Source organism: Gordonia sp. PvP123, from assembly GCF_040547295.1.
GTDB lineage: Bacteria > Actinomycetota > Actinomycetes > Mycobacteriales > Mycobacteriaceae > Gordonia > Gordonia terrae.
The window spans coordinates 178,479-202,389 of the sequence record NZ_JBEPPN010000008.1 but is presented as its reverse complement, the minus strand read 5'-3'; the positions used below and the strand labels follow the sequence as shown (position 1 = coordinate 202,389).

23 protein-coding genes are annotated in these 23,911 nt (G+C 67.2%); 7 read left to right on the top strand and 16 right to left on the bottom strand.

Annotated features, from left to right (window positions below; translation table 11 throughout):
* Positions 1 to 9: 9 nt before the first annotated feature.
* The 4 genes from ABIC25_RS17585 to ABIC25_RS17570 all read left to right on the top strand — a co-directional run bounded on the left by ABIC25_RS17585 (position 10) and on the right by ABIC25_RS17570 (position 4,674).
* On the top strand, positions 10 to 1,371 hold the full coding sequence (locus tag ABIC25_RS17585; RefSeq protein WP_354562462.1) for a dihydrolipoamide acetyltransferase family protein: 1,362 nt from the start codon (positions 10 to 12) through the stop codon (positions 1,369 to 1,371).
* 31 nt (positions 1,372 to 1,402) lie between these two features.
* On the top strand, positions 1,403 to 2,785 hold the full coding sequence (gene lpdA, locus ABIC25_RS17580; protein ID WP_354562461.1) for a dihydrolipoyl dehydrogenase: 1,383 nt from the start codon (positions 1,403 to 1,405) through the stop codon (positions 2,783 to 2,785).
* Positions 2,786 to 2,819: 34 nt separating this feature from the next.
* Positions 2,820 to 3,914, top strand: coding sequence for a Glu/Leu/Phe/Val family dehydrogenase (locus tag ABIC25_RS17575; RefSeq protein ID WP_239403018.1), 1,095 nt, complete (start codon positions 2,820 to 2,822; stop codon positions 3,912 to 3,914).
* Between the two features lie 73 nt (positions 3,915 to 3,987).
* Complete coding sequence (locus tag ABIC25_RS17570) at positions 3,988 to 4,674, top strand: hypothetical protein (protein ID WP_354562459.1); 687 nt, start codon at positions 3,988 to 3,990, stop codon at positions 4,672 to 4,674.
* A gap of 9 nt (positions 4,675 to 4,683) precedes the next feature.
* On the opposite strand, the gene ABIC25_RS17565 is transcribed toward ABIC25_RS17570, so the two are convergent.
* From ABIC25_RS17565 to ABIC25_RS17495, 15 genes are all read right to left on the bottom strand, one after another.
* Positions 4,684 to 5,331 (bottom strand): helix-turn-helix domain-containing protein, encoded by a 648-nt coding sequence (locus ABIC25_RS17565; protein WP_374206393.1) that lies wholly within the window; start codon positions 5,329 to 5,331, stop codon positions 4,684 to 4,686.
* Between the two features lie 69 nt (positions 5,332 to 5,400).
* Positions 5,401 to 6,594: an NAD(P)/FAD-dependent oxidoreductase gene (locus tag ABIC25_RS17560; protein ID WP_239403021.1), complete on the bottom strand. Its 1,194-nt coding sequence runs from the start codon at positions 6,592 to 6,594 to the stop codon at positions 5,401 to 5,403.
* Between the two features lie 57 nt (positions 6,595 to 6,651).
* Entirely contained in the window at positions 6,652 to 7,899 is a 1,248-nt protein-coding gene (locus tag ABIC25_RS17555; protein WP_239403022.1) for an allantoate amidohydrolase, read from the bottom strand.
* Positions 7,896 to 8,540, bottom strand: coding sequence for a HutD/Ves family protein (locus ABIC25_RS17550; protein ID WP_239403023.1), 645 nt, complete (start codon positions 8,538 to 8,540; stop codon positions 7,896 to 7,898). Before ABIC25_RS17550 ends, ABIC25_RS17555 begins: the two co-directional genes overlap by 4 nt.
* Positions 8,541 to 8,688: 148 nt before the next feature.
* Positions 8,689 to 10,020: an FMN-binding glutamate synthase family protein gene (locus ABIC25_RS17545; protein ID WP_239403024.1), complete on the bottom strand. Its 1,332-nt coding sequence runs from the start codon at positions 10,018 to 10,020 to the stop codon at positions 8,689 to 8,691.
* 213 nt (positions 10,021 to 10,233) lie between these two features.
* Positions 10,234 to 10,992 (bottom strand): GltB/FmdC/FwdC-like GXGXG domain-containing protein, encoded by a 759-nt coding sequence (locus tag ABIC25_RS17540; RefSeq protein ID WP_239403025.1) that lies wholly within the window; start codon positions 10,990 to 10,992, stop codon positions 10,234 to 10,236.
* Positions 10,980 to 11,876: a class II glutamine amidotransferase domain-containing protein gene (locus tag ABIC25_RS17535; RefSeq protein ID WP_101820493.1), complete on the bottom strand. Its 897-nt coding sequence runs from the start codon at positions 11,874 to 11,876 to the stop codon at positions 10,980 to 10,982. Before ABIC25_RS17535 ends, ABIC25_RS17540 begins: the two co-directional genes overlap by 13 nt.
* A gap of 66 nt (positions 11,877 to 11,942) precedes the next feature.
* Positions 11,943 to 13,301, bottom strand: a complete 1,359-nt coding sequence (gene glnT, locus ABIC25_RS17530) for a type III glutamate--ammonia ligase (RefSeq protein ID WP_373194789.1) — start codon at positions 13,299 to 13,301, stop codon at positions 11,943 to 11,945.
* Positions 13,302 to 13,530: 229 nt separating this feature from the next.
* Complete coding sequence (locus ABIC25_RS17525; protein WP_101820492.1) at positions 13,531 to 14,901, bottom strand: ammonium transporter; 1,371 nt, start codon at positions 14,899 to 14,901, stop codon at positions 13,531 to 13,533.
* 64 nt (positions 14,902 to 14,965) lie between these two features.
* Positions 14,966 to 15,997, bottom strand: coding sequence for a heme-dependent oxidative N-demethylase family protein (locus tag ABIC25_RS17520; protein ID WP_354562566.1), 1,032 nt, complete (start codon positions 15,995 to 15,997; stop codon positions 14,966 to 14,968).
* A gap of 2 nt (positions 15,998 to 15,999) precedes the next feature.
* Positions 16,000 to 17,001 carry a PDR/VanB family oxidoreductase gene (locus ABIC25_RS17515; protein ID WP_354562456.1) on the bottom strand — a complete coding sequence of 334 codons (1,002 nt, stop codon included), beginning with the start codon at positions 16,999 to 17,001 and terminating at the stop codon, positions 16,000 to 16,002.
* Positions 16,998 to 18,536: a heme-dependent oxidative N-demethylase subunit alpha family protein gene (locus tag ABIC25_RS17510; RefSeq protein ID WP_354562454.1), complete on the bottom strand. Its 1,539-nt coding sequence runs from the start codon at positions 18,534 to 18,536 to the stop codon at positions 16,998 to 17,000. Before ABIC25_RS17510 ends, ABIC25_RS17515 begins: the two co-directional genes overlap by 4 nt.
* On the bottom strand, positions 18,533 to 19,534 hold the full coding sequence (locus ABIC25_RS17505; protein ID WP_354562453.1) for a PDR/VanB family oxidoreductase: 1,002 nt from the start codon (positions 19,532 to 19,534) through the stop codon (positions 18,533 to 18,535). The genes ABIC25_RS17510 and ABIC25_RS17505 overlap by 4 nt, the downstream gene beginning before the upstream one ends.
* Complete coding sequence (locus ABIC25_RS17500; protein ID WP_354562452.1) at positions 19,531 to 20,100, bottom strand: dimethylamine monooxygenase subunit DmmA family protein; 570 nt, start codon at positions 20,098 to 20,100, stop codon at positions 19,531 to 19,533. Before ABIC25_RS17500 ends, ABIC25_RS17505 begins: the two co-directional genes overlap by 4 nt.
* A gap of 9 nt (positions 20,101 to 20,109) precedes the next feature.
* A complete protein-coding gene (locus ABIC25_RS17495) occupies positions 20,110 to 20,493 on the bottom strand; it encodes a cupin domain-containing protein (protein ID WP_101820487.1) in 384 nt (127 codons plus the stop codon).
* A 308-nt stretch (positions 20,494 to 20,801) separates the two neighbouring features.
* On the opposite strand from ABIC25_RS17495, the gene ABIC25_RS17490 reads away from it, so the two are divergent.
* Positions 20,802 to 21,155, top strand: a complete 354-nt coding sequence (locus tag ABIC25_RS17490; RefSeq protein ID WP_239403034.1) for a WhiB family transcriptional regulator — start codon at positions 20,802 to 20,804, stop codon at positions 21,153 to 21,155.
* Between the two features lie 83 nt (positions 21,156 to 21,238).
* Positions 21,239 to 21,613 carry a hypothetical protein gene (locus ABIC25_RS17485; RefSeq protein ID WP_239403035.1) on the top strand — a complete coding sequence of 125 codons (375 nt, stop codon included), beginning with the start codon at positions 21,239 to 21,241 and terminating at the stop codon, positions 21,611 to 21,613.
* Here ABIC25_RS17485 and ABIC25_RS17480 read toward each other — a convergent pair.
* Entirely contained in the window at positions 21,610 to 23,085 is a 1,476-nt protein-coding gene (locus tag ABIC25_RS17480; RefSeq protein ID WP_354562451.1) for an MDR family MFS transporter, read from the bottom strand. The two genes, ABIC25_RS17485 and ABIC25_RS17480, sit on opposite strands and share 4 nt — an antisense overlap.
* A 122-nt stretch (positions 23,086 to 23,207) precedes the next feature.
* Here ABIC25_RS17480 and ABIC25_RS17475 point away from each other — a divergent pair, with 122 nt between their 5' ends.
* Positions 23,208 to 23,831 carry a TetR family transcriptional regulator gene (locus ABIC25_RS17475; protein WP_275448019.1) on the top strand — a complete coding sequence of 208 codons (624 nt, stop codon included), beginning with the start codon at positions 23,208 to 23,210 and terminating at the stop codon, positions 23,829 to 23,831.
* Positions 23,832 to 23,911 lie beyond the last annotated feature (80 nt).

Genomic DNA, 23,911 nt, shown 5'->3' with positions numbered 1-23,911 from the left:
GACCTGACGATGAGCACCATCAACACCTTTCATCTGCCGGACCTCGGTGAAGGACTCACCGAGGCCGACCTCGTCACCTGGACGGTCGGGGTCGGCGACACCGTCGAACTCAATCAGGTGATCGCCGAGGTCGAGACAGCCAAGGCCTCGGTGGAACTGCCGTCCCCGTACGCCGGGACCGTCGTCGCACTGCACGCCGCCGAAGGCGACACCATCGACGTCGGCCGGCCCATCATCGAGATCGATACCGCCGGGGAACCCGTCGATCGATCTGACGTCGAGGCCGAGTCCGCGGCCGCTGCCTCCGAAGGGGAAACGGAACGTGTCCCCGTCCTGGTCGGTTACGGGGTCGCCGGCGAGGGCACGAGCCGCCGGCGTCGAACCGGGACCACCCCGCTGGTCGACGACGCACCGTCCCCCGACACCGCCACCCGGGACATCACGCCGGTGACCACCGAAGGTCGCCGACGTCCGCTCGCGAAACCGCCGGTCCGGTTCCTGGCCAAGCAGAACGGGGTCGACCTGGCCGCGGTCACGCCGACCGGCCGGCACGGAGAGGTGACCCGTGCCGACGTGGCCGGGTACCTGTCCGACCGGACGGCGCCGTCCGCAGACGACTCCCACGTCGCTGCCGACGTCGTCGCAGATTCACCCCCGGCCACACCGCATCTCGAGGAAACCCGCACGCCGATCAAGGGCGTACGCAAACACACCGCGGCAGCGATGGTCTCCTCCGCGTTCACCGCGCCGCACGTCACCGAGTTCGTGACGATCGACATCACCGAGACCCTCGAACTACTCGATCGTCTTCGCGCCCACCGCCGGTTCGCCGAGACCCGACTGACTCCCCTCGCACTGATCTCCAAGGCGTTGCTCATCGCCTTGCGGTCGAACCCGAGCCTCAACTCGTACTGGGACGAGGACGCACAGGAGATCGTCACGAAGCACTACGTCAATCTCGGCATCGCGGCCGCCACGCCGCGCGGACTGATGGTGCCCAACATCAAGGGCGCAGAACGCATGTCGCTCCACGAACTCGCGGGGGCGCTGGTCGAACTGACCACCACGGCGAAGTCGGGCAAGACCCCTCCGGCCGACCTGGCGGGCGGGACCATCACGATCACCAACGTCGGAGTGTTCGGCGTCGATTCCGGTACGCCGATCCTCAATCCCGGTGAGGCGGCCATCCTCTGTGTCGGCGCGATTCGTCGTCAGCCATGGGAACACCAGGGCGAGATCGCCCTTCGCTCGGTCACGACCCTGAGTCTGTCCTTCGACCACCGGCTCGTCGACGGCGAACAGGGTTCACGTTTCCTCGCCGACATCGGACGCATCCTGTCGGACCCGTTCGAACTGATCGCGCTCGGATGACCGGGCGCAGACCGAAGACAGGAGAACCCTCATGACCCGCACCCCTGATGTCGTCGTCCTCGGCGGTGGTTCAGGCGGTTATGCCTGTGCGATCCGTGCCGCACAACTCGGGCTCGCCGTGACGCTGGTCGAGTCCGCCAAGCTCGGCGGCACGTGCCTGCACCGGGGTTGCATTCCGACCAAGGCGCTCGTCCACGCGGGCGAGGTCGTCGAGACCATTCGGGACAGTTCGCGATTCGGCGTGCTGGGATCACTAGACGGCATCGACATGGAACGGGTCCACTCGTACAAGAACGGAGTCGTCGGCAAACTGTTCCAAGGGCTCCAGGGCCTGATCCGGCACCACGGCATCGAGGTGGTCTCCGGCCATGGCCGGTACGTCGGCAACAAGACCGTCGACGTCGACGGCGAGCCGATCGAAGCGCGACGCGCTGTGGTCCTGGCGACCGGTTCGCAACCTCGGACCATTCCCGGCCTCCCGATCGGCGACCGGATCATAACCAGCGACGACGCCCTCGAGCTGTCGCAGATCCCCTCGCGAGCAGTCATTCTCGGCGGCGGTGTGATCGGGGTCGAGTTCGCCGGTCTCCTCGATGCACTCGGGACCGAGGTCACCGTGGTCGAAGCGCTCCCGCGACTCGTCGCGTCGGAGGACGAGTGGTCGTCGAAGAGACTGGCTCGGGCTTTCCGCAAGCGCGGGATCGACGTCAGAACGTCGACGAAGGTCCTCGACGCGCACCAGACCGGAGCCACCGTCACCATCAGCACGGATGCCGGGGAGAAGATCGACACCGACCTCCTTCTCGTCGCAGTGGGTCGCGAACCCCGCACAGTCGACAGCGGTGTCGCCCAGGCGGGCGTCGCTCTCGATCGAGGCCACATCGTCGTGGACGATCAGCTGCGAACGAACCACGACGGGGTGTGGGCAGTCGGAGACGTCGTCGCTGGACTGCAACTCGCGCATCGCGGTTTCCAACAAGGTCTGTACGTCGCCGAGCAGATCGCCGGTCACAATCCGCCCCCGCTCGACGAGACCGGAATCCCGCGTGTCACCTACACGAGTCCCGAGATCGCGTCCGTCGGGCTCACCGAGGCGCAGGCCCGAGAGAAGTACGGCGACGTCACCACCGCCGAGTACGACCTCGCGGGCAACGGCAAGAGCCAGATCCTGGGCACCGCAGGAGGAATCAAGCTGATCCGCGCTGGCAACAACGACCAAGACGGCCCGGTCGTCGGCATCCACATGGTCGGGGACCGTATCAGTGAACTGGTGGGTCAGGCCCAGTTGATCGTCAACTGGAATGCCCACCCGGAGGATGTGGCCGCGCTCATCCACGCCCACCCGACCCAGTCCGAGGCTCTCGGCGAAGCGCATCTCGCACTCGCCGGCCAGCCGCTCCACGCCCATGGCTGACACGATCTGCCACCCCATCGAAGAAGGAACCACCTTGTCCGTCACCGTCGACACCCGCCACGATGCCCCCGACGCCGCCGTGTTCGGCCGCACCGACGCCATCCCCGGGCTCCCCCATGAACAGGTGGTCTTCTGCGAGGACGCGGCCACCGGCCTCCGAGCGATCATCGGTATCCACTCCACCGCACTCGGTCCCGCGCTCGGTGGGACCCGATTCCACCCGTACCCTGATCAGGGCGCAGCGCTCACCGACGTACTCCGACTCTCCCGCGGAATGACCTACAAGGCGGCGGTCGCGGGGGTCGATCTCGGCGGCGGGAAGGCCGTGATCATCGGTGATCCGGCGCGGGACAAGACACCCGAGCTGCTGCGGGTCTACGGCCGCTTCATCGACACCCTCGGTGGTCGGTACATCTCCGCGGGTGACGTCGGCACCGGCACCGAGGACCTCGACATCATCGGTGAATTCACCGACCATGTCGTCGGACGATCCGCGTCGGCGGGCGGCTCCGGGAACAGCGGGCCCATGACCGCTTTCGGTGTGTACCAGGGCATGCGGGCCGCGGCCGCGGCAGCCTGGGGGTCGCCGGATCTGGGCGACCGTGTTGTCGGCGTCGAAGGCGTCGGAAAGGTGGGCGCCGAACTCATCTCGTTGTTGCTGGCCGACGGGGCACGCGTCGTGGCCACCGATGTGAACCACGAGGCGTTGGCCGCGGTCGCGAACCGGTTCTCGGGGGTCGCGACATCAGGTGACCTGTTGGGCGAGGCGCTGGACGTCTATGCGCCGTGTGCCCTCGGCGGAACCCTGCATCCGCTGTCGCTGGAACGCATGACCGCGTCGGTGGTGTGCGGGGCCGCGAACAACCAACTCCTCGAGCCAGGCGTCGACGAACTGTTGCATGATCGCGGGATCACCTGGGTGCCCGATTATGTCGCGAACGCCGGCGGGTTGATCCAGGTCGCGGGTGAACGAGAGGGAGTCGAGCCCGACGCCGTGCGCAGCCGCGTGGCGACCATCTACGGAACGGTGACCGGGATCTTCGAACGCGCAGCCGCGGAATCCATCGCCCCCGGCCGTGCCGCCGATCGGATCGCGCAGACGCGTCTCGCCGAGGCCCGCGCCATGTGAGCAGACCGCGTCATCAACCCCGGCGCGCCCGAATCCCGTCCACGTACGTCAGTCGCCCGGTACCGTGCGCGGGATGACGGATTCCAAGGTGATCGTCGCCATCCGGGGCGGTGGACCCGCACGCGCCAACGTCAACGCCCTGGTCGAGCGCTGCGCGACAGCGGGCGCCACGCGCGTCCAGGTCAACATCTGCGACGACCTGGTGTCGGGCGCCATGCGCATCGACGAGCTCGACCCGCCGATCGGCGCGGTGGTGTCGTTCTGGGCGCTCGAAGCGGCGACGGTGCTCGACGCCATCGATGAGGCAGTCGACGGTCCGATAGCCGCGTGGGAGGTCACCGCGCGGACACCGCTGAATCCGGACCTTCCCGCCGACGGGTCGCGCATCGACGCGCTGTCCAACATCGCGTTCCTGCGCCGCCCTGACGACCTCGACCGCGACGAGTGGCTCCGTCGGTGGTTGGACGATCACACCCAGGTCGCCATCGACACCCAGGCCACGTTCGGATATGTCCAGAACATCGTGGATCGACCGCTGACCGAGAACGCCCCGCCGGTCGCGGCCATCGTCGAAGAACTGTTCCCGATGGCGGCGGTCAACGACATCCACGCGTTCTACGGAAGCGACGGGGACCAGCGGGAACTCGAGCGCCGGATGACCTCGATGCTGGAGAGTGTGTCGCGGTTCGGCGCGGACCGCCACCTCGACGTGGTGCCGACGTCGCGTCATGACTTCGACCTCAGCCGGTCGCGGACCTGAATCAGGCTGTCACACAGCCGAGTCCGGGAACGCGATCACCGACAGGAAGCGCACCGGCAGTTCGACGAGTTCGACGGGCCCGTGCGCCCCTTCACCGTCGAGCTGTAGCGAGTCGCCCGGTTGCATCCGATACACCGACCGACTGTGCGCGTAGTCCATGACGCCCTCGAGGACGTGCAGGAACTCGGTTCCGGCGTGCTGGAACAGCGGCTGGGTGACCGACTTCTCGGTCAGGGTGACGAGCAGGCACTCGAGGCGCTTGTGCTCGCCACGTAACGAACCCAGCAGCTCGTACTCATGCCCCTCCCGGGAGCCCTCACGAATGATCTCCGAACCCTCACCGGCTTTGACGAACACCGCCGACCGCTCCATCTCGGCGCCGCGGAACAGCGAGGTGACCGACACGTCGAAGCCGTTCGCCAGGCGGGCGAGGGTGCTCAGACTGCAGGAGGTCTGGGCGTTCTCGATCTTCGACAGCATCGCCTTGGAGATGCCGACGCGAGTGGCCATGTCCCCCACCGACAGCCCCTGCTGGCGTCGCAGGCGCCGCACGTTGTGCGCGATCGCGGTCTCGAGCTCCAGCTCCTCGACCGACTGGTCGACGGGCCGCTCCCGCGCGGTGCCGGATTGATTCCGGATCAGAGGGTCGTCCGTCACGCTGACAGCATAGAGAGAAACATCGTTTCCTGACAGTTGACACACGATGACACCCTGTGGGCGGGGAGATCAGCGCATCTCGCCGGCTCCCTCATACGGATGCAGACTCACCAGCAGGTCGTTCTCGGCGAAGCGCGAGTAGCGGAAGTCCCGCGGGTCGACGTTCTTCAGGGTGGTCGAACCGGTGAGGAGCAGATCGGCGACGAGCTTGCCGACGGCCGGCGAGATCTTGTAGCCATGGCCGGAGAATCCGGTGGCAAGGAACAGGCCGTCGACCGGTGCGGGACCGATGACGGGGTTGTAATCCGGCGTGACGTCGTATGCACCGACGTAGCTGCTGGTGATTCGTGGGTCGGGCATGTCGGGGAGTCGGTGGCCCATTTTCATCACGATCTTGTCGATCGTGCTCGAATCCGCACGATTCGCGTAGTTGTCGGGATCGATGTATTGCGGCGCGGCATGATCCGAGTTTCCCACCAAGAGTTCACCGTTCGGTTCCCGGCACACATACGACAGTCCTGCGAGATCAGACAGGACCGGCACGACCGGGGTCGGTTCCCCCTGATCGACGAGAACCAGCTGGGCGCGCTGGGCCAGGACGTCGACGGGCACTCCGACGGGTTCGGTCAGCGCGGGTGTCCATGGTCCCGCTGCCACAATGACGGAGTCGGCGTAAATGAGCTCGCCGTCGGCCATCTCGGCCCCGATGACACGACCGCCGGCGCCGGTCAGCAGCCGGGCCACCGGCGAGGACTGCCTGATCTTGACACCCAGTTGGCGGGCGGACGCACCGAACGCCATTCCTGCCATGTAGGCCTCACCGCGTCCACCAAGTGGCTCGTAGGCGAAGGCCGCGAAATCGTCTAGGTGCAGTCCCGGCCAGAGCTCGGCCATCTTGTCGTGGGCGATGAGCGAGACGTCGATGCCCAGTCCTTGCATCATCGCGACATTCGCCTCCAGCGGGGCGACATTGTTCTCGCCGACACCCACGACGTACCCGCATTGCTGGAAGGACATGTCGTCGCCGAATATCTCGGTGGCGCGCGTGAAGATGTCGATCCCGTACCACGACATCGCCGCCAGCGATGGGGTCCCGTAGTGGCAGCGCACGACGCCGCTCGACTTTCCGGTCATCCCGGAACAGAGGGTGTCGCGTTCGACGACGAGGACGTCGCTCACGCCCTGGTCGGCCAGCGACCAGGCGATGGCCAGGCCCTCAAGTCCTCCGCCGACGATGAGGAATCTTGTTGTGGTGATGGTCATGTGGGTCACGCTTTCGGGGTCGGGGGGCCGGGTGGAGGGTCGGTCGGGGTGGAATGCTCAGGCGTTGGCGGGAGAGGTGAGCAGGTCTTCGAGGACGGTGGCGAGCGCATGCCCACCGGCGTCGGCATCGGGGTCCTCGACAAACTCGTCGGGCGAATGCGAGACGCCGGTCGGGTTCCGGACGAACAGCATGGCGGTGGGAAGCTCGTCCTTGAGAACCCCGGCGTCGTGCCCGGCTCCGGTGGGCAGGATCGGAGCGTCGGGCAGCAAGCCGGCCAGGCGCCCCCGCAACCCGGGATGGAAGTCGACCCGCGGGCTCATCGACGCTTCGGCCAGCGTCACGGTGCAACCTTCGGCTCGCGCGTGTCCCCCTGCAGCATTTGCGATTTCGGCGACCAGCGCGGCGACGACGACATCGTCGGAGTGGCGGACGTCGAGCCACACGTCGACACGCGAGGCGATCACATTGGAACCGCCCGGCACCGGATCGAGTTTGCCGACGGTGGCGCGCGCACCGTCGACGGATCGGGCGAGGCTGCGCACGTCGAGCACGGTGGCAGCCGCGGCCACCATCGGATCTCGACGGTCTGTCATCAGGGTGGTGCCCGCGTGATTCCCCTGGCCGCCGAACGACAATCGCCAGCGGCCGTGCCCGAGGATCGAGGATCCGATCGCGATGGCACGATCCTGATCGACAAGGCCTCGACCCTGTTCGACGTGGAGTTCGACGAAGCAACCGATCTGGGCGAGGCGTTCGTCGTCGCGGCCGATGCCACGGATGTCGAGGCCGTTGCGCGTGGCGAGGTCGGCGAAGGACGTGCCATCCGAATCGACGAGGGCCGCAGCACGTTCCGGGGTCACCGCTCCGGTCATCAGTTGCGAGCCGAGACAGGCCAATCCGTACCTCGAGCCCTCCTCCTCGGGAAACACGGCCAGCGCCAGCGGGCGTGCCGGCGCGATCCCGCGGTCTTGTAGGACATCAACGGCGGCCAGAGCGGAGGCGACGCCGAGCGGGCCGTCGAAGGCACCACCGCCGGGCACCGAATCCAGATGACTGCCGGTAACAACGGCGTCGGACAAGGCCAGCCGGCCCGGGTTCCACCAAGCCCAGGTGATGCCATTGCGGTCGGTCTCGACATCAAGGGACCGTTGCGCGGCCGCAGCGATGAACCACTCGCGCAGCTCCAGTTCAGCCGATGAGTACACCGGTCGGCTGTATCCGCCGCGTGCGTTGTCGACGCCGATGTCGGCGATCTCGGCGAGCAGTCCGCTCACCGATGGAGGGTGTGCGCTGGATTCGGTCACGCGGGTGACTCCTCATCGTTGATTGGCGACCGCCGAACAACGTCGGCCGATGAACTGATGTGCACGACCGCGACGGTCGCGGCGCCGGAGATCTCGTTTCTCTGCCTTCCCAAGAGCACGGTGTCCCAACGGCATAGTTCCGCACCGTTGACCCGAAGCGCCCCGGTGAGGACCACCCACGCACGACCGTTACCCGGACCGACCGCGACCCGCCCACGGATGTGTCGCAGGTTCAGTGCGCCGACGACAACGCCTCGACGGGTCATCAAGTTGAGCAGATAGGTCGCGCCACGCACAGGCCCGGCTTCGACGTCGTCCTCGCCGGCGAACGAGACACGGTCCAGCAGCCCGAGGGTGCGCGAGGTCCCGTTGATCGTCATGTCCACCGGGTCATCACCGACGACCACAGCGGCGCGGTCGACGCCGGCAAACGTCGAGAAAGCGGATCGCTTCTCGATGTCGGCCAGGCTGAGGGCCCAGTCAGGCTCGTGCCCGCCGCACCCGGCGGCGATGCGACGGGTCGTCCCGCCACCATTGCGCCACGAGGTCACGTCGAGCGACGACAGCGGGATGACCTCCGCAACAGTGGAGTCGATGGTTGTATTCGTGCCGTGCGCATTCGATGCGCGGTCCAGCGTCATGTCGATGATCCATTCCGAAGTGGTCGATTGCAGCGACACCGTGGTCGGCCTCGTGCCGGCAGGAGTGGGAATCCTGGAGTGCCGATGTGGCCTACGACGGCGATCACCGCCGGGTTCTCACGCCGCGCACAGTGTCATTCGCACGACGTCAGAAGCCGGCCCCCGGAATCCAGTTCGTTCCGGCGAGCGGCACCCGGGCCATTGCCGACGCCTCGATCGAGATGGCGACGAGGTCTTCGGGCTCCAGATGCTGCAGATGCGCCTTGCCGCACGCACGGGCGATCGTCTGGGCCTCCATCGTCATCACACGAAGGAAGTTCGCGAGACGCTTTCCGCCGAGCACGGGATCGAAGCGCGCCGACAGTTCGGGATCCTGCGTGCTGATGCCCGCGGGGTCGCGCCCGTCTTGGAAGTCGTCATAGAAACCGGCGGCCGAACCCAGCGCCTCGTACTCCTCGGAGTATCGAGGATCGTTGTCGCCCAGCGCGATCAGCGCTGCGGTACCGATGGCGACGGCATCCGCGCCGAGCGCCATCGCCTTGGCGACGTCGGCGCCGTTGCGGATTCCGCCCGACACGACGAGTTGGACCTCGCGATGAACACCCAACTCCTGCAAAGCCTGCACCGCCTGCGGGATGGCGGCGAGCGTCGGGATGCCGACATGTTCGATGAAGACGTCCTGGGTCGCCGCCGTTCCGCCCTGCATGCCGTCGACCACGACGACATCGGCACCGGAGTGCACGGCGAGCTTCACGTCGTAATAGGTGCGGGTGGCACCGACCTTCACATAGATCGGCTTCTCCCAGTCGGTGATCTCCCGCAGTTCGTTGATCTTGATCGCGAGGTCGTCCGGACCGGTCCAGTCGGGGTGGCGGCAGGCGCTGCGCTGGTCGATACCCTGCGGCAGCGTACGCATCCCGGCGACGCGCTCGGAGATCTTCTGTCCCAGCAGCATTCCACCGCCACCGGGCTTTGCGCCCTGGCCGAGCACGATCTCGATCGCATCGGCTTTGCGCAGGTCGTCGGGGTTCATCCCGTACCGCGACGGAAGGTATTGGTAGACCAGGTTCTTGGACTGCCCACGCTCCTCCGGCGTCATCCCGCCGTCACCGGTGGTGGTCGACGTACCGACCTCTGACGCGCCGCGTCCGAGAGCTTCTTTCGCCCCGGCCGACAGCGCACCGAAGCTCATCCCGGCGATCGTCACCGGGGTGGAGAGATGCAACGGGTACTTGGCATTTCGGCTGCCGAGGACGACGTCGGTGTCACAGCGTTCGCGGTAACCCTCGAGCGGATACCGGGACATCGACGCGCCGAGGAACAGCAGGTCGTCGAAGTGTGGCAGCTTGCGCTTGGCGCCCCAGCCGCGGATGTCGTAGATGCCGGTCTCGGCGGCGCGCTGGATCGCGGCGATGGTGGTGCGATCGAACGTGGCCGACTCGCGCAGGCCGCGCTGTTCGGTGCTCAGGTTGTTCGTCATGGTGGTTCTCTTTCGTCGTGTGGTCGTGCGACGTCGCGGCCCTTCGTGGCTCGTCGCTGGCGCTCCTCGCACCTCAGGGAGCAGAAGGTCGGGCCGCTGGCGCTCCTCGCACCTCAGGGAGCAGAAGGTCGGGGCCGCTGGCGCTCCTCGCACCTCAGGGAGCAGAAGGTCGGGGCCGCTGACGCTCCTCGCACCTCAGGGAGCAGAAGGCGCTCAGTACGCGGCGGTGTTGTCGACCTTGAAGTGGTAGAGCTCGCGGGCCGATCCGTAGCGGGTGTAGTCGCGGGGATCGTCGTCGCCGAACCCGGCGGCCTTCAGGAGTCCGGCCAGTTCCTCGAGGTGTTCGGCGCGCATCGGCTTGGCGATGCAGTCGGCGCCGAGGGATGCGACCTCGCCGCGTACGTAGATTCGGGTCTCGTAGATGGAGTCACCGAGTCCGTCGCCCGCGTCTCCGCGGACGACCAGGCGGCCGGCCTGGGCCATGAAAGCGCTGTTGTGCCCGACGTTTCCGCCGACGACGATGTCGACGCCCTTCATCGAGATCCCGCAGCGGGCGGCGGCGTCGCCCTCGACGACGAGAAGCCCGCCGTGCGCGGTGGCACCGGCCGACTGCGAGGCGTTGCCCTTCACGATGACGCTGCCGCTCATCATGTTCTCGGCGACACCGGTACCGGCGTTGCCGTTGATCGTGACCTCGGCCTGCTGGTTCATGCCGGCCGCGTAATAGCCGACGTGGCCGTTGATCGTGATCTTCAGGGGGAGGTTGACCCCGGCGGCGACGCTGTGTGCGCCGGCCGGATTGTCGATGACGATCTCACCCGAGATGTCACCGTGGAGCGTCGAGTTGATCTCGCGCAGTGCGGTGCTCGCGAGGTCGAAGGTGTGGTTGGGACTCATCGTCTCAGCTTTCGCCGTGCCGGTGGAGGCGGGTACGGAGGTTGTCGAGGCCATGTCGGCGGTCATCGTGTCCATGCGTAGACGACCTCCGGCTCGGGCTCCCAGATGCGGGCGTTCTCCACGCCGGGCAGCTTGGCCAGCGCTCGGTACTCACTTGCCATCGCCACCCAATCGTCGGTCTCGGCGATGACGGCCGGTTTGCACGCGATCGCGTCACGGACCACGGCGAACGAATCCCGGTTGGACACGAGGAGGGTGTAGAAGCCGTCGAAGTTCGCGCACACCTCCTTCAGCGCGGTTTCCACATCTTTGCCCGCCGCCAGCTGGTGGGCGACGAAGCGAGCACCCACCTCGGTGTCGTTCTCACTGTCGAATTCGACTCCCGCGGCGCGCAGTTCCCGTCGGATGGTGGCGTGGTTGGCGAACGAGCCGTTGTGGACCAGGCATTGCTCCGGACCGACCGCGAACGGATGCGCCCCCGAGGAGGTGACGGCCGACTCGGTCGCCATCCGGGTGTGACCGACCCCCTGCCATCCCGAAGCCGCTGACAGACCCCAGGATTCGGTGAGGTCTCGGGGAGCTCCGACACCTTTGAGCACGGTGAGGTCGGCGCCGAAGCCCGCGACGAGAGCGTGCGGGTAGGCCGCTCGGGCGGCGGCCAGCAGTTCGTCGGACGTCACCGGGGCGGAGGCCACGAGAGTGACGTCGATCGACTGTGCCGCGACGGGCACGCCGAGGGCCGCGCTCAAGATCGCGGACACCTCGTCGGGCACCGCGTCCAGTTCGAGCAGGGAGATGCAGCCGTGACCCGGCGGCGCCCACGCGGGGTTGCCGTAGACGGCGATTCCTGCCGAATCCGCACCGCGGTCCTGCATCTCGCCGAGCATCTCGGCGAGCATCTCGCCGAGCCGGGGGTGGAGGTCCGGGTTGCGCAGATGCAGCCCGACGATTCCGCACATGGTCAGATCCTTTACGTCGAGGGGTGGATGATGCTGTCTGAGAGATGAATCGGTCGAGGTGGACGGTCAGAACGCCGTCAGGTACTTGTCGACCTCCCACGGCGTGACCGCCGCGTGCCAGTCGAAGAACTCGTCGCGCTTCAACCCGGCGAAGTACGCCGAGACCCGCTGCTGATCGGCCGGCCAGTCCTCTGGCAGTGCGGCGTCGAGCGTTCCGGTGACCACTGCGTCGGCCTCCAGCGCCTCCACGGCGTGCAGGAGGGTGAGCGGGAGTTCGGCGATGTGACCGGGACAGTTCCCGACCGCACCGGGGTCCAGACTCCGCTTGATGCCGTCGAGTCCGGCCCCCAGCAGCGCGGCGGCGGCCAGATAGGGATTCGCCGATCCGTCGCCTCCCCGGAGCTCGACCCGCTGGTCGTCGGGCACTCGGATGTAATGGGTGCGATCGTTGCCACCGTAGGTGGCCCGCCGGGGAGCCCAGGACGCACCGGAGCGGGTCGCTGTCGCACCGGTGCGCTTGTAGGAGTTGACCGTCGGCGCGATGACGGCCTGGAGTGCGGGTGCGTGCTCCAGGATTCCGCCGATGAACCCGTAGGCGGTCTCCGACAATCCGAGGCCGCGCTCGTCGTCGGTGACCTGGGGGAATACCGCGTCACCCGCCTGCGTCAGGGACAGGTGGAAGTGCAATCCCGATCCGGTGCGCTCGGCGAACGGTTTCGGCATGAACGTGGCGATCATGCCCTTCTCGGCGGCCAGGGCGGAGAGCAGGTAGCGGAGGGTGACGACACGATCGGCGGTCGTCAACGCATCGGAGTAGGCGAAGTTCTGCTCGAACTGGCCGTTGCCGTCCTCGTGATCGTTGGCGTAGTTGCTCCAGCCGAGCTGGTTCATCGCGGTGGAGACAGTCGTGAGATGGTCGTACATCCGGGTGAGGCCGCGCACGTCGTAACACGGCTGATCGGAGTCGTCGGCGGCGTCGGCGGTCACCAACGAACCATCCGCGGCCCGCTTGAGCAGGAAGTACTCGACCTCCGCCCCGACCCACGGTTCGAAGCCGGCGTCCGCGGTCTGCGCGATGAGCGCCTTGAGGATGTTTCTCGGCGCGAAGGGCCACGGCTTGCCCTCGACATGCGGATCGCACTGGACGACCGCGAGCCCCTCTTTGATGAACGGGATGGGGAGGAACGAGCGGACGTCCGGGATCGCGATGAGATCGGGGTCCTTCGGTTCCTGCCCGATCGCGCCGACGGCGTAACCGGCGAAACCCACACCGTCGGAGGCCAGTTCGTCGACCGCCTCCACCGGCACCAGTTTGGCGCAGGGTTTGCCGCGGAGGTCGACGAACATCGCGAGGATGAACTTCGTGCCGTGCGTGGCGCAGAGATCGGCGAGGTCGCCGGTCGTCGTCTCGGTGGTTGTCATCATGTGCTCCGGGGGTCGACTCTAGGGGCTTCGGTTGCGTCTGTCCACTCACGTGAACCTTTGTCTACTAGTAGTAGACCTGTTGGATGTTTCGGCCCTGTTTCGACTCAGTGAGCGGTGGGTGTCGGTTTGCCCGCACGATTTCGGCGTCGCACAACGCAGACGCCTCGGGGGCCCACCGTCGAACGGTGGGCCCCCGAGTGGTCGGGTCGAGAACGACGACCGGCGTCGATCAGACCCCGGCCGGCGGCGCCGATGTCGGAGCGCTCGTCGGCATGGCCTCCTCCACCTTCTCCGCAGCGCGAGCGGGCGACATGGTCGCGAGCCCACCTGCGTGTCCGACTGAGGCGCTGGGGATCTCGTAGGCGGTCTCGGCGTGCAACGCGGTGTCGAGGCCGACCATCTCGGTCTCCTCGTCGACGCGCATACCGATCAGCTTGTCGAGCCCCTTGGCGATGAGCCAGGTCATTCCGAACGAGTAGGAACACGTGATGACGATTCCGGCGAGTTCACGCCAGACGATGTCGACGGGTCCGCCGAACAGGATGCCCTGGACACCGGCGGGTGCCGCCTCGGTGGCGAAGAGCACGATGCAGATGGTTCCGACGATGCCGCCGATGCCGTGCACCGCGAAAGCGTCGAGCGTCTCGTCGATCTTGATCTTGCTCTTGAAGCTGAGCAGGAACGCCACGACCGCAGCGGCGAAGATGCCGACGAGCAGGGCACCGAGCGGGGCCATGCTGCTGGCCGCCGGGGTGATGCCGACGAGGCCGGCGACGGTACCGGTGATCATCCCGAGGGAGGTGACGTGTCCCTCGCGCCACCTCTCGATGATCGCGAAGCCGATCATTCCCGCCGAGCCGGCCAGCAGCGTGTTCAGGATGACGGCCTGCGCGAGGAAATTGGCACCGAGCGCGCAACTACCGTTGAACCCGAACCACCCGAAGAACAGGATGCCGCCGCCCATGATGGTCATCGGCACGTTGTGCGGACGTTCCATCCGGCGCTTGCGCGCGCCCAGCACGACTGCCAGCGCGAGTGCCGCGACACCGGCGTTCATGTGGACCGCGGTTCCGCCTGCGTAGTCGACGATCTCGAGGTCGTTGAGCAGGAAGCCGCCGCTGTGGTTGTCGTCGACGTCGGCCGCGAAGACCCAGTGCGCCACCGGGAAGTACACCACCAGCAGCCAGATCGGCGCGAAGACGAGCCACGCCGAGAACTTCATCCGTCCGGCCGCACCACTTGCCACGATGGCAATGGTGATCGCGGCGAACAGGATGAACCACGCGGCGAAGTACAGGTTCTGGGTGGCGCCGGAGGCGTCGTCGGTGAGCCAGTTGGTCAGGCCTATGTAGTCGGTCGGATTGCCGATGAATCCCCACCCGCCCACCGACGGGCCGGACACCAGTCCGTGCCCGATCACGACGTAGAGGACCGCCGTGATCGCCAGGGTCGACATGACCATCGTCATGATGTTGAGGACGTTCTTCGATCCGACCATGCCGCCGTAGAAGAAGGCCAGGCCGGGGAACATCAGCAGGACGAAGACGAAGGCCGCCAGCATCCATGCCAGGTCGGCATTGGCGGCGAGTATGGGTTCCATGAGCGATCTTTCGGTTCAGGGACTCTACGAGAAGTCGGGTGTTCGGGACCTGAGCTCACGGGCGTCATTGACCGCGCAGATATGCGACGACGCTGTCGCGGTAGTCGAGAAATCCCTTGTAGGCGGCGATGTCCTCGCCGAGCGTCTCGATGACGGTCGCCAGTTGACCGGCCCACTCGGGAATGCGCTTCACGTCCTCGAGCGAGGCCATGAATGTCCGAATATTGAACGTCACCGCACCCGACATCGGCAACCGGACGAAGTGTTCCAACTCGATTCGCAGACGTGCGCGGCCGAAATCGCCGTCGGCGACCATGCCCGGGACGTCGGTCGCCCACTCCGGGAGTTCCTCGAGGCTGACGTCGAGCTTGTGGGAATCCGACGCCGACAGCGTCCAGTTCACCCGGCGGTACACCTGATCGGCGGGTAGCCTGCGCAGGAACTGCTCGGCGCGGGCGACGATGCCTTCGCGGAGCATCCGGGGAACGGGTGCGTGGATCTCGTACATGTCCATGCCGACGTCGAACGAGACCGACCACGCCGCGGCGAAGGTGACGACGCCGGCGTCGAAGTACAGGTGTCCGTCGCGCTCGGTGACGAGCAGCAGGTCGTCGGGGACCTCGCGGGCGAGGAACCCCATCGGGCCCCACGGCAGGGTGGCCGGGTCGCCGAGGACGAATCCCTGGTCTGTCCCGAGAAGGTCGTTGCGCCAATGGAATCGGCCGTCACCGTACTCGGTGAGCCGCATGTCCGCGGGATAGGCGTGGCCGAGATCCCGGAGGTAGTACAGGAGAAGGTCCCAGCACGCGAGTTCCATGCCCGGACGCACCCGGACACGCGTCGGATCGGCGTCGAGGATTCGGCGTCGCTCGGCCATGATCGCCGGGTACTCGACACCGCCGAGGTCGACGAGGTGCCGCCCCCATTCCCCGGCGCGGGTGGGGCGCGGGATGCGTGCCGGCTCCACGTTGACGCTGTAGGAGAACTCCTCCAGTTCGTCCGGGAACGGCCAGGGCAGGTTCGCCAGATGGTCGACCCGCCGGTCACATTCGGCTCGCTCGCTTCGCTCCCGGCGCCGGGTCGGGAACGAGTCGATGCTCACAGGTCCACCTCGATCTCCTCGCCACGCGACACGCAGCACAGCATTGCGTCGCCGGTGGCCTTCTCGTCGTCGGTCAATACGAAGTCACGGTGCTCGATACGCCCGCGTCGCACCGGGATCCGGCATTCGCCGCACACCCCCTGACGGCACAGGTTGGACACCGGCACACCGTGGTCGAGAAGCCGCTGCAGCAGCGACACCCCGGGCGGTACGTCGATCCGGACCCCGGTGGACGCCAGGGTGACGGTGAACGGGTCACCGGGATCCTGCTCGGGCGCACTGAAGCGCTCGAGATGAACACGTGCGCTCGGCCAGCCGGCCGCCTCGGCGAGTTCCGTATACGCCGTCAGCATCGACGCCGGGCCGCAGGCGTAGGCATGTGTGCCGAGCGGCTGGGCACGAAGCCGCTCGGCGAGCAGCGCGGCGGTCGCGGCGGCACCGGACACCTCGTGCAGCGTCACGGTGGGTTGCTCCGCGAGCGCGCGCAGGTCGTCGGCATGCGCATCGCACCCCGGGCGATACGAGTAGACGATGTCGGCGCGACGCCCGTCCCGGGCCAGAGCTCGGGCATGGGACAGCACCGGCGTCACGCCGATGCCACCGGCCACCAGCAGGGCGCCGCGCTGATCGAGCACCGGCGCGAACATCGAACGCGGACCCTCGATCTCGACGACGGAATCCTCGACGAGGTTGTCGTGCAACCAGTCCGAGCCACCGCCCGCGCCTCGTCGCAGCACCGAGATGCCGTAGCTGGTCGGGTACATCCCGTCGTCGACGAGCGAGTAGGCGTTACGTTGTCCACCCGCGGAGATGATCAGATGGCTGCCCGGCTGATACGCGGTCAGAGCCGGCGCATCGGCATCGAGGGGCCCGAACCGGAAGTGGGTCACCTCATCGGTGAGTCGTCGCACCGAGACGACGCGCATCGGTCTCGGACCGGTGACGTATGCGGGGTGGAGGTGAGCCGGATACGCCACCCCGACAGTGGCCGCGGTCATGCCTCGCCGCCCGACGCGGAGCCCAGAAAGCTACCCAATACCGGCGAATGATGCTCGTGCACTTCGAGATCCCGTGCGCAACCGGGGCACCCGACGGTACCGCCGGCAGCGGCGACGACCCGAAAGGTGTCGCGGCAGTGTGCACAGTACAGTGGCAGATCGCGCGTGTGCGTGACATACGACGACAGTTCGGCCGCCACCGCGCCGGCGGCCCGGGCCATCGCGAGTGCGGTCATCACGTCGTACTGTCCCCCGGTCACCAGGATGCGGGTGCCGGTGCGGCACTCGTCGAGAGCCGACCGCAGCGCCGACCGGTCCGCTGCGTTGACGAGTGCGTCCAGGACCAGCAGACGCGTCGCGCCGATCGCCTCGGCCTCACCCACCCAGCCCCGGGACACGTGCGCGACGTCGGCGTCGTCTCCGATCGCCACGACGAGAAACGCTGATCCGGTGGTGTCGACGGCCGGCGGCCTCGTGGGCCAGACCGGCATCCCCGGTCCAGGCGTCGCGGCCGGCACGGGTGCGGCCGCCCGCAACCACTGCGCCGCTCGATCCCGGAACTTGATGATGCCTTTGTAGTCGGCCATGTCGGCCGGCAGCTCGGACAGGACGTCGGCGGCGCGGCGCCGCCAGGGTTCGACCGTCGCGAGTTGGTCGAGCGGCAGCATGTAGGTCCGGATCAGGAACATCACCGCACCCGAGTCCGACAGGCGGATGAGGTGTTGCACCTCCACGCGCAGATGCACCCGCCTGCCGAACTCGTCGTCGGGCACCCGCTGAATGGCCTCCCGGTCGGGTCCCCACTCGTGGTAGATCTCGGTCGAGACGTCGAGGCGGCGGTCGATGGTCAGGGTCCAGTTGGTCCGCCGGTACGGCTGATGGGGTTGCAAGCGCTTGAGGAACTCGTGCGCGCGGGTGATCACGCCTTCCTTCCGGATGCGTGGCACCGGTCCGTGGATCTCGAGGAAGCTCATCCCGACGTCGAACCCGAAGCTCCAGTCGGCGGCGAAGGTCACCACCCCGGCGTCGACATACAGCTGGTCGTTGCGCTGATCGAGGAGCGCGATGTCCTCCTGCACCTGAGAGGTGATGTACCGCAATGGTTCCTCGGGCAGAGACGCGGGATCGCCGTAGCGGAAGTGCTGCTCGATGCCCAGGATCTCGTTCCGCCACAACCAGGTGTCGGTTCCTGTTGTCCGGAGCTGCATCTGATCGGGGTGGGTGACGTCGAGTTCCCGCATCAGCGTCAACATCGCGTCCCAGGCGGCCGGCACCATGTGCGGCAGCACCGCGTGGCGGGTGGGATCGGCGGCCAGGATCATCGCGCGCCGGTCGAGTTCGGCGCGGTACTCCGAGTCGATGTCGACCACCGCTGCGCCCCACCGGCCGGCCGCGGTGGTCACCGGCGTCCGGGCCGGCTCGACGTTCGTGCTGTATCGGTAACGGTCTTCGGGGAACGGGAACGGAAAGCCCGCGAGGAGATCATCCGCGGACGGCACACCTGTTCCGGCCGCCGGTTCGAATGTGGTCGTCACAGTGGAACCTCCAAAGTGCTTGCGGCAGTGGCGCGCGAGACGCACGGCATGATGGCGTCCCCCGCGTCTTTCTCCTCGGTGCTGAGATACAGGTCGCGATGGACCGGGGTACCGCCGGCGAGCGGGATGCGGCATTCTCCGCACACCCCCTGCCGGCAGAGATTCGGCACTGCGATGCCCTCGTCCTCGAGTGCCTCCAACATGCTGGTCCCCGCCGGCACGTCTACCGTGCGTCCCGAAGCGGTCAGCTCCACGCGGAACGGGTCGCCGGGATCGAGGGCGTCGACACCGAACCGCTCGAAGTGGACGCGCGATTCCGGCCAGCCCGCGTCGACGGCGGCACCGACGACCGCGTCGATCATCGACGACGGTCCGCACACGTACAGGTGGGTCCCGACGGGTTGGGCTCGCAGTGCCTGCCCGAGACGATCAGTGAACGACGCACGCTCGGTGAACAATTCGGCGCGACGACCGGCCAGACGGGTGACGTCGTCGAGATGCGCGGCCGACGAGTCGCGAAAGACGTAGAGCAGCTGCACATCGCGACGCCACCTGACCGCCGCCCGAAGGTGCGACACCATCGGGGTGATGCCGATCCCACCGGCTATCAACAGGTGCTTGCGCGCCCGGGCGATCGGCGCGAACGCGCTGCGCGGCAGTCCCACCGTCACCGTTGCGCCGACCTCGAGTTCGTCGTGGAGCCACCGTGATCCGCCCTTGCCCCCGGGGAGCCGCAGAACCGAGATCGAGTACTGCGACGGGTGCGCGCCATCACCGGTGAGGCTGTAGGCGTTGGTGGAAGCGCCCGCGTGCACGACCAGGTGGCTGCCCGGGACGTATCCGGGCAGTGCGTTCCCATCGGGGTCGGCAAAGGTGATCGTCCGGATGTCCCGAGAGGGCGCGTCGACAGCGGTCACGACGAGTTCCAGTGTCGTCGCGGCAGATGCACGACGCAGGACGGGCTCGGACGGGCTCATCTCGGCCACTCCGCTGATCATGAGACGGGTTCCTCGTGTGGTTCGTTTGCTGGACAGGGCGATTGGGCGGTCTCCGCGTCGATCATGAATCCCAGGTAGTGACCGGTCCGGCGCGAGACGTGGTGGTACACGAGGAGATCGCGACGACATCCGGCGCAGGCGACGACATCGTCGATCGCCGCCGCCGTACGCGTGACCGAGCGGCAGTGCGCACAGAAGACCTCGACGGTGACCTCCGCTGCGGACGCCGCGGGAACGACGGTGATCTCGTCGTCCTCGAGGCCGGCACCGAGCGCCACCGCGCGCAGGGTCAACGCCGATCCCGCATCGGCTGCGATCCAGACCCGTACGCCGACAACGGCTTCGGTCAGCGCACTGCCCAGTTGGGCGGCGGCGGTGTCGGTGTCACCGTGGATCCGGGTCGTGGCTTGCGGTGGCAGTGCGGACTCCCAACGCGCAAGTGTCTCGGCGACGTCCCCGACACCGACCAGCACGTAGGAGTTGCCGGTCGGTGTAGGCGTCGTGGCCTCGATCGGATCACCGGGACGTGCCCACACGGGCACGCTGGAGTAGGCGATCTGCGACATGGCCGCGGCTCAGAGGAGGGTGGCGTCGCGCAGCCCGGTGTAGAAGGCGAGCGCATAGTCGGGGGTGCTGAAGTAGATCTTCGAACCCTTCGGGAAGAAGATCGCGTCCTTGGCCTTGGCGACCGTCTTCTGGCCGGTCTCCTTGTTCTCGAGGAGGAACTCACCTTCGAGAACGACCTTCATCTCGTCGTACTCGTATTCGTAGTACAGCGGCTCGTCGGTGTGGCGCAGCTCGAAATAGCCGCTGCACATGGGACTTCCGTCCGGATTCTCGTAGACGTCGCCGATGAAGCCCTCGGTTCCGGGGTACTCGGCTTCCGGCATCTTCGGCAGGTCTTCGTGTCCGCCGCTGGTCACGCGGAACTCCAACGCCTTGGCACTCTCGATGGTCACGATGCTCCTTCACAGTTTTCCGATGCGTACTCGCGGGCGGCGGTACGTCGACGATGTCCTTCGGATCGTCCGCGGTGCGGATCTACGTCGGCCGCGTGCGGCGACTCCCCTCAGTGGACTTTGTCCCCTGTTATGAAACAAGCGTCGTGTTTCGGAAGTGTGACGGCTCTGTAATGGAGTGCTACGCGCTGAGTGAGCGGATACCCCGTTGTACATTGCGTCCCGCCTCGAAGTCTGACAACATTCGTTCTCAGTTTGATGGGAGGTGTTCGGTGAACCAGCGGCGTCAGAGGGCGACGGTGGCCGTGATGGCGGCCGCAGACGGACGGCAGGTCCGGCGAGAGGACGGTCTCGCCGGCGTGCGCGACCCGCGGCCCACCTGTTCCTCGAACCCGGACGCGTGGTTTCCGGAACAGAACGCCGGACCCCGTAGCCAGGCGAACCGTCACGCGCTCGACGGATGCGTCCGCTGCCCCATCCGTTCCAGTTGTGCCCGTCTCGCCCTCGACGACCCCACGCACCTCACCGGCATCTGGGCGGGCGTCTACGTGCCGCCGCCGGGCCACCAGCACACGGCCCGTACCCATGCGCTGAACCGGCTGCGGTCGATCGGGTTTCCCGCCACACGGGAGGATTCCGCGGACGCCCTCACCGCGGTGTGAGTCCCGGCCACTACCCGGGAGGTAGTGGCCTTTCCGACCTCCGACGCCGACTCTGGGATCACGACGATTCCAGGAGGTGTCCGATGACCACCCACCCGACCATCGCGAGCACGCGGCCCCCTGCACATGTCGCGCCCACGAGCTCCAGCCCACGCTGGCTGACGGCAGTGTTGCGGTGCGACCGGGCCCTGTCGTCCTGGTTCATCGGAGCCGGCTTCTTCTTCGCGCCGGTCCTGCTGATTCTCGATCCGTGGCCGATCGCCGTCGTGATCGCGTGGGTGACGATCTCGGCGTCCGGACTGTGGCTCGGCCTGCTCGGCGTGTTCATGGCCGCAGGTCTCGCCCAGGTGCTGCGCGCCGGTGAGGAGATACCCGACGAATTCTGGTCCGGCCTCCTGGAGTACCGCATCCGAACCGGCCGGACGCCAACCGATCGGGCGTCGGGAGCCCGTCGCTAGGCGGGATCGGTTGCGCCGACCTTCGGCGCTCCGGTCCGGCCACGGACGAGCGCGGCCGCCGCGATGAGCACGAGCGACAGGCAGGCCGCGACGACGAACGCGAGGTGGATGCCGTCGGCCCCCGCCTGTAGCGGATTCACCCCGTCGTCGATGGCCGACTGCGTACCCCGGGACATCAGCGTGATGAACAACGCGGTACCCGCCGCTCCGGCGACCTGCTGGATCGTGCTGACCGTCGCGCTCCCGTGTGAGTACAGTTCGGGGCTCAGCGAGCCCAGGGCCGAGGTCATCAGCGGGGTCAACCCGAAAGCGATTCCGGCGCTGAGGATCACGTGGGCCGCGATCACCATGCCCAACGACGACCCGGCGTCGAGCGTGGTGAGCAACCACGTACCCGCGCTGACGGCGACCGTGCCGGGAAGAACCAGCGGTCGTGCGCCGACCTTGTCGAACAGTGCTCCCACGAACGGCGCCAGCAGACCCATCACGAGACCGCCGGGCAACAGCACGAGGCCGGTGGTCAGGACATCCTTGCCCATCACGTTCTGCAGATAGAGCGGCAGCAGGATGAGGGCGCCGAAGAGCGTCAGCATGAAGCCCGCCATCAGCACCACGGCCAGCCGGAACGGTGCGATCGCGAAGGTCCGCAGATCGAGCAGCGCCAGGCCGCGGTCGGCGAGTTTGAGCTGTCGCACGACGAACAGCGCCAGCGCGACGGCGCCGACGACCAGCGGGACCCAGGGCGGGATCGGCGCGTGTCCACCCGCCGATTCCCCGATGCTGCTCAACCCGTACACGATTCCACCGAAGCCCAACGCCGACAGCGGGACCGAGATGATGTCGAGCTGCGCGGGGCGCCGCTCGGTGACATTGCGGACGAACACCCCGCCGAGGATCAGCGCGCCGATCGCGATGGGCAGCACGATCCAGAACATGGCTCGCCAGCTGAGGGACTGCAGGATCAGACCGGACACCGTGGGCCCGACGGCCGGCGCCACGGCGATGACGATGGAGACCAGTCCCATTGTCCGGCCGCGGTTCTGCTCCGGTACGACGTTGAGGATCGTCGTCATGAGAAGTGGAACCATCAGCGCGGTGCCGGATGCCTGCACCACGCGCGCGATGATCAGCAGTTCGAAGCCCGGCGCCAGCGCGGCGACGAGGGTACCGATGGTGAACAGGCTCATCGCCGCGATGTAGATGGAGCGGAGGGTGAACCGCTGCATCAGGTACCCGGTGATCGGGATGACGATCGCCATGGTGAGCAAGAAGCCGCTGGTGAGCCACTGCGCGGTGGCGGCGGTGATGTCGAGATCGGTCATCAGCGTGGGCAACGCGACGCTGAGAATCGTCTCGTTGAGAATCACCACGAAGGCCGCGACGAGCAGCACGCCGATCAGCAGCACGGGGCTGCGATCCGTGCCGGTGGCGGAGCGGTTGTCGGTGCCCTGCAGGGCGGCGTTCTCGGTCACAGGCGTTCTTCCATCGCGTCGGTCGTCCGGTCGATCACAGAACGAAGCTACCGGATAATGGCAGAGACTGCCACAGTGGCAGTAGATGCCACTGGCGCAGATCGGCGCGCTAGTCTCGACGCATGCCAGATTCCTCCGAGACCGGTGGCCTTCGGGCCCGCCGGCGGGATGCGACGCGCATGGAGATCCACGAGGCCGCGGTGGATCTGTTCGAGCGCAACGGATTCGACGAGACGACCGTCGACGAGATCGCCGCGGCGGCCGGGGTGTCCCCACGGACCTTCTTCCGCTACTTCCCGACCAAAGAAGAGTGCGTGCTGTTCGACCGCTTCGGTTTCGATCAGGCGCTCGATGACCATCTGGCGGACATCGACCCCGACACCCTGGCACTCGCCGACATCGAGCGTGTCTACCGGGCGCTGCTGGACGGATTCGGCGATCGCAGCGACGACGTGTCCGCCCACTTCATGCGCGTGCAGAAACTCGTGCTCGCAACACCCACGCTGAGTAGAGCCGCACTCGGACGCTATGCCGACAAGTCGCGCCGCCGTCCGGAGGCTCTCGGCGACCGGAGTTCGGCGCGCACCCGGGGCCAGATCCGGATGATCCTGGAGATCGCCAATCTCGAGGTCCAATGCGCGTTTGAGGAATGGGTCGAGATCAACGAGGGCGCAGGCGCAGCGGGGACGGCCCGCGCGCTGGTGGACGTCTATGACGACGTGTGCCGTCGGATGCGGGAGCTGTAGGCGGAAACGACTCCCGCACCTGGATCACAGGCGATCACCCTGGCCGGGACCGGATACCGATGCGCAGCGACGCTGCGTCG

Excerpts from the sequence above, each read along its gene's own strand:
- ABIC25_RS17585 (WP_354562462.1), top strand. The coding sequence starts at position 10 with ATGAGCACCATCAACACCTTTCATCTGCCGGACCTCGGTGAAGGACTC.
- lpdA (WP_354562461.1), top strand. The coding sequence starts at position 1,403 with ATGACCCGCACCCCTGATGTCGTCGTCCTCGGCGGTGGTTCAGGCGGT.
- ABIC25_RS17570 (WP_354562459.1), top strand. The coding sequence starts at position 3,988 with ATGACGGATTCCAAGGTGATCGTCGCCATCCGGGGCGGTGGACCCGCA.
- ABIC25_RS17560 (WP_239403021.1), bottom strand. The coding sequence starts at position 6,594 with ATGACCATCACCACAACAAGATTCCTCATCGTCGGCGGAGGACTTGAG.
- ABIC25_RS17550 (WP_239403023.1), bottom strand. The coding sequence starts at position 8,540 with ATGACGCTGGACCGCGCATCGAATGCGCACGGCACGAATACAACCATC.
- ABIC25_RS17545 (WP_239403024.1), bottom strand. The coding sequence starts at position 10,020 with ATGACGAACAACCTGAGCACCGAACAGCGCGGCCTGCGCGAGTCGGCC.
- ABIC25_RS17540 (WP_239403025.1), bottom strand. The coding sequence starts at position 10,992 with ATGGACACGATGACCGCCGACATGGCCTCGACAACCTCCGTACCCGCC.
- ABIC25_RS17535 (WP_101820493.1), bottom strand. The coding sequence starts at position 11,876 with ATGTGCGGAATCGTCGGGCTGCATCTGCGCAACCCGGACCTCCACCCC.
- glnT (WP_373194789.1), bottom strand. The coding sequence starts at position 13,301 with ATGATGACAACCACCGAGACGACGACCGGCGACCTCGCCGATCTCTGC.
- ABIC25_RS17525 (WP_101820492.1), bottom strand. The coding sequence starts at position 14,901 with ATGGAACCCATACTCGCCGCCAATGCCGACCTGGCATGGATGCTGGCG.
- ABIC25_RS17515 (WP_354562456.1), bottom strand. The coding sequence starts at position 17,001 with ATGACCGCGGCCACTGTCGGGGTGGCGTATCCGGCTCACCTCCACCCC.
- ABIC25_RS17505 (WP_354562453.1), bottom strand. The coding sequence starts at position 19,534 with ATGATCAGCGGAGTGGCCGAGATGAGCCCGTCCGAGCCCGTCCTGCGT.
- ABIC25_RS17500 (WP_354562452.1), bottom strand. The coding sequence starts at position 20,100 with ATGTCGCAGATCGCCTACTCCAGCGTGCCCGTGTGGGCACGTCCCGGT.
- ABIC25_RS17490 (WP_239403034.1), top strand. The coding sequence starts at position 20,802 with ATGGCGGCCGCAGACGGACGGCAGGTCCGGCGAGAGGACGGTCTCGCC.
- ABIC25_RS17485 (WP_239403035.1), top strand. The coding sequence starts at position 21,239 with ATGACCACCCACCCGACCATCGCGAGCACGCGGCCCCCTGCACATGTC.
- ABIC25_RS17475 (WP_275448019.1), top strand. The coding sequence starts at position 23,208 with ATGCCAGATTCCTCCGAGACCGGTGGCCTTCGGGCCCGCCGGCGGGAT.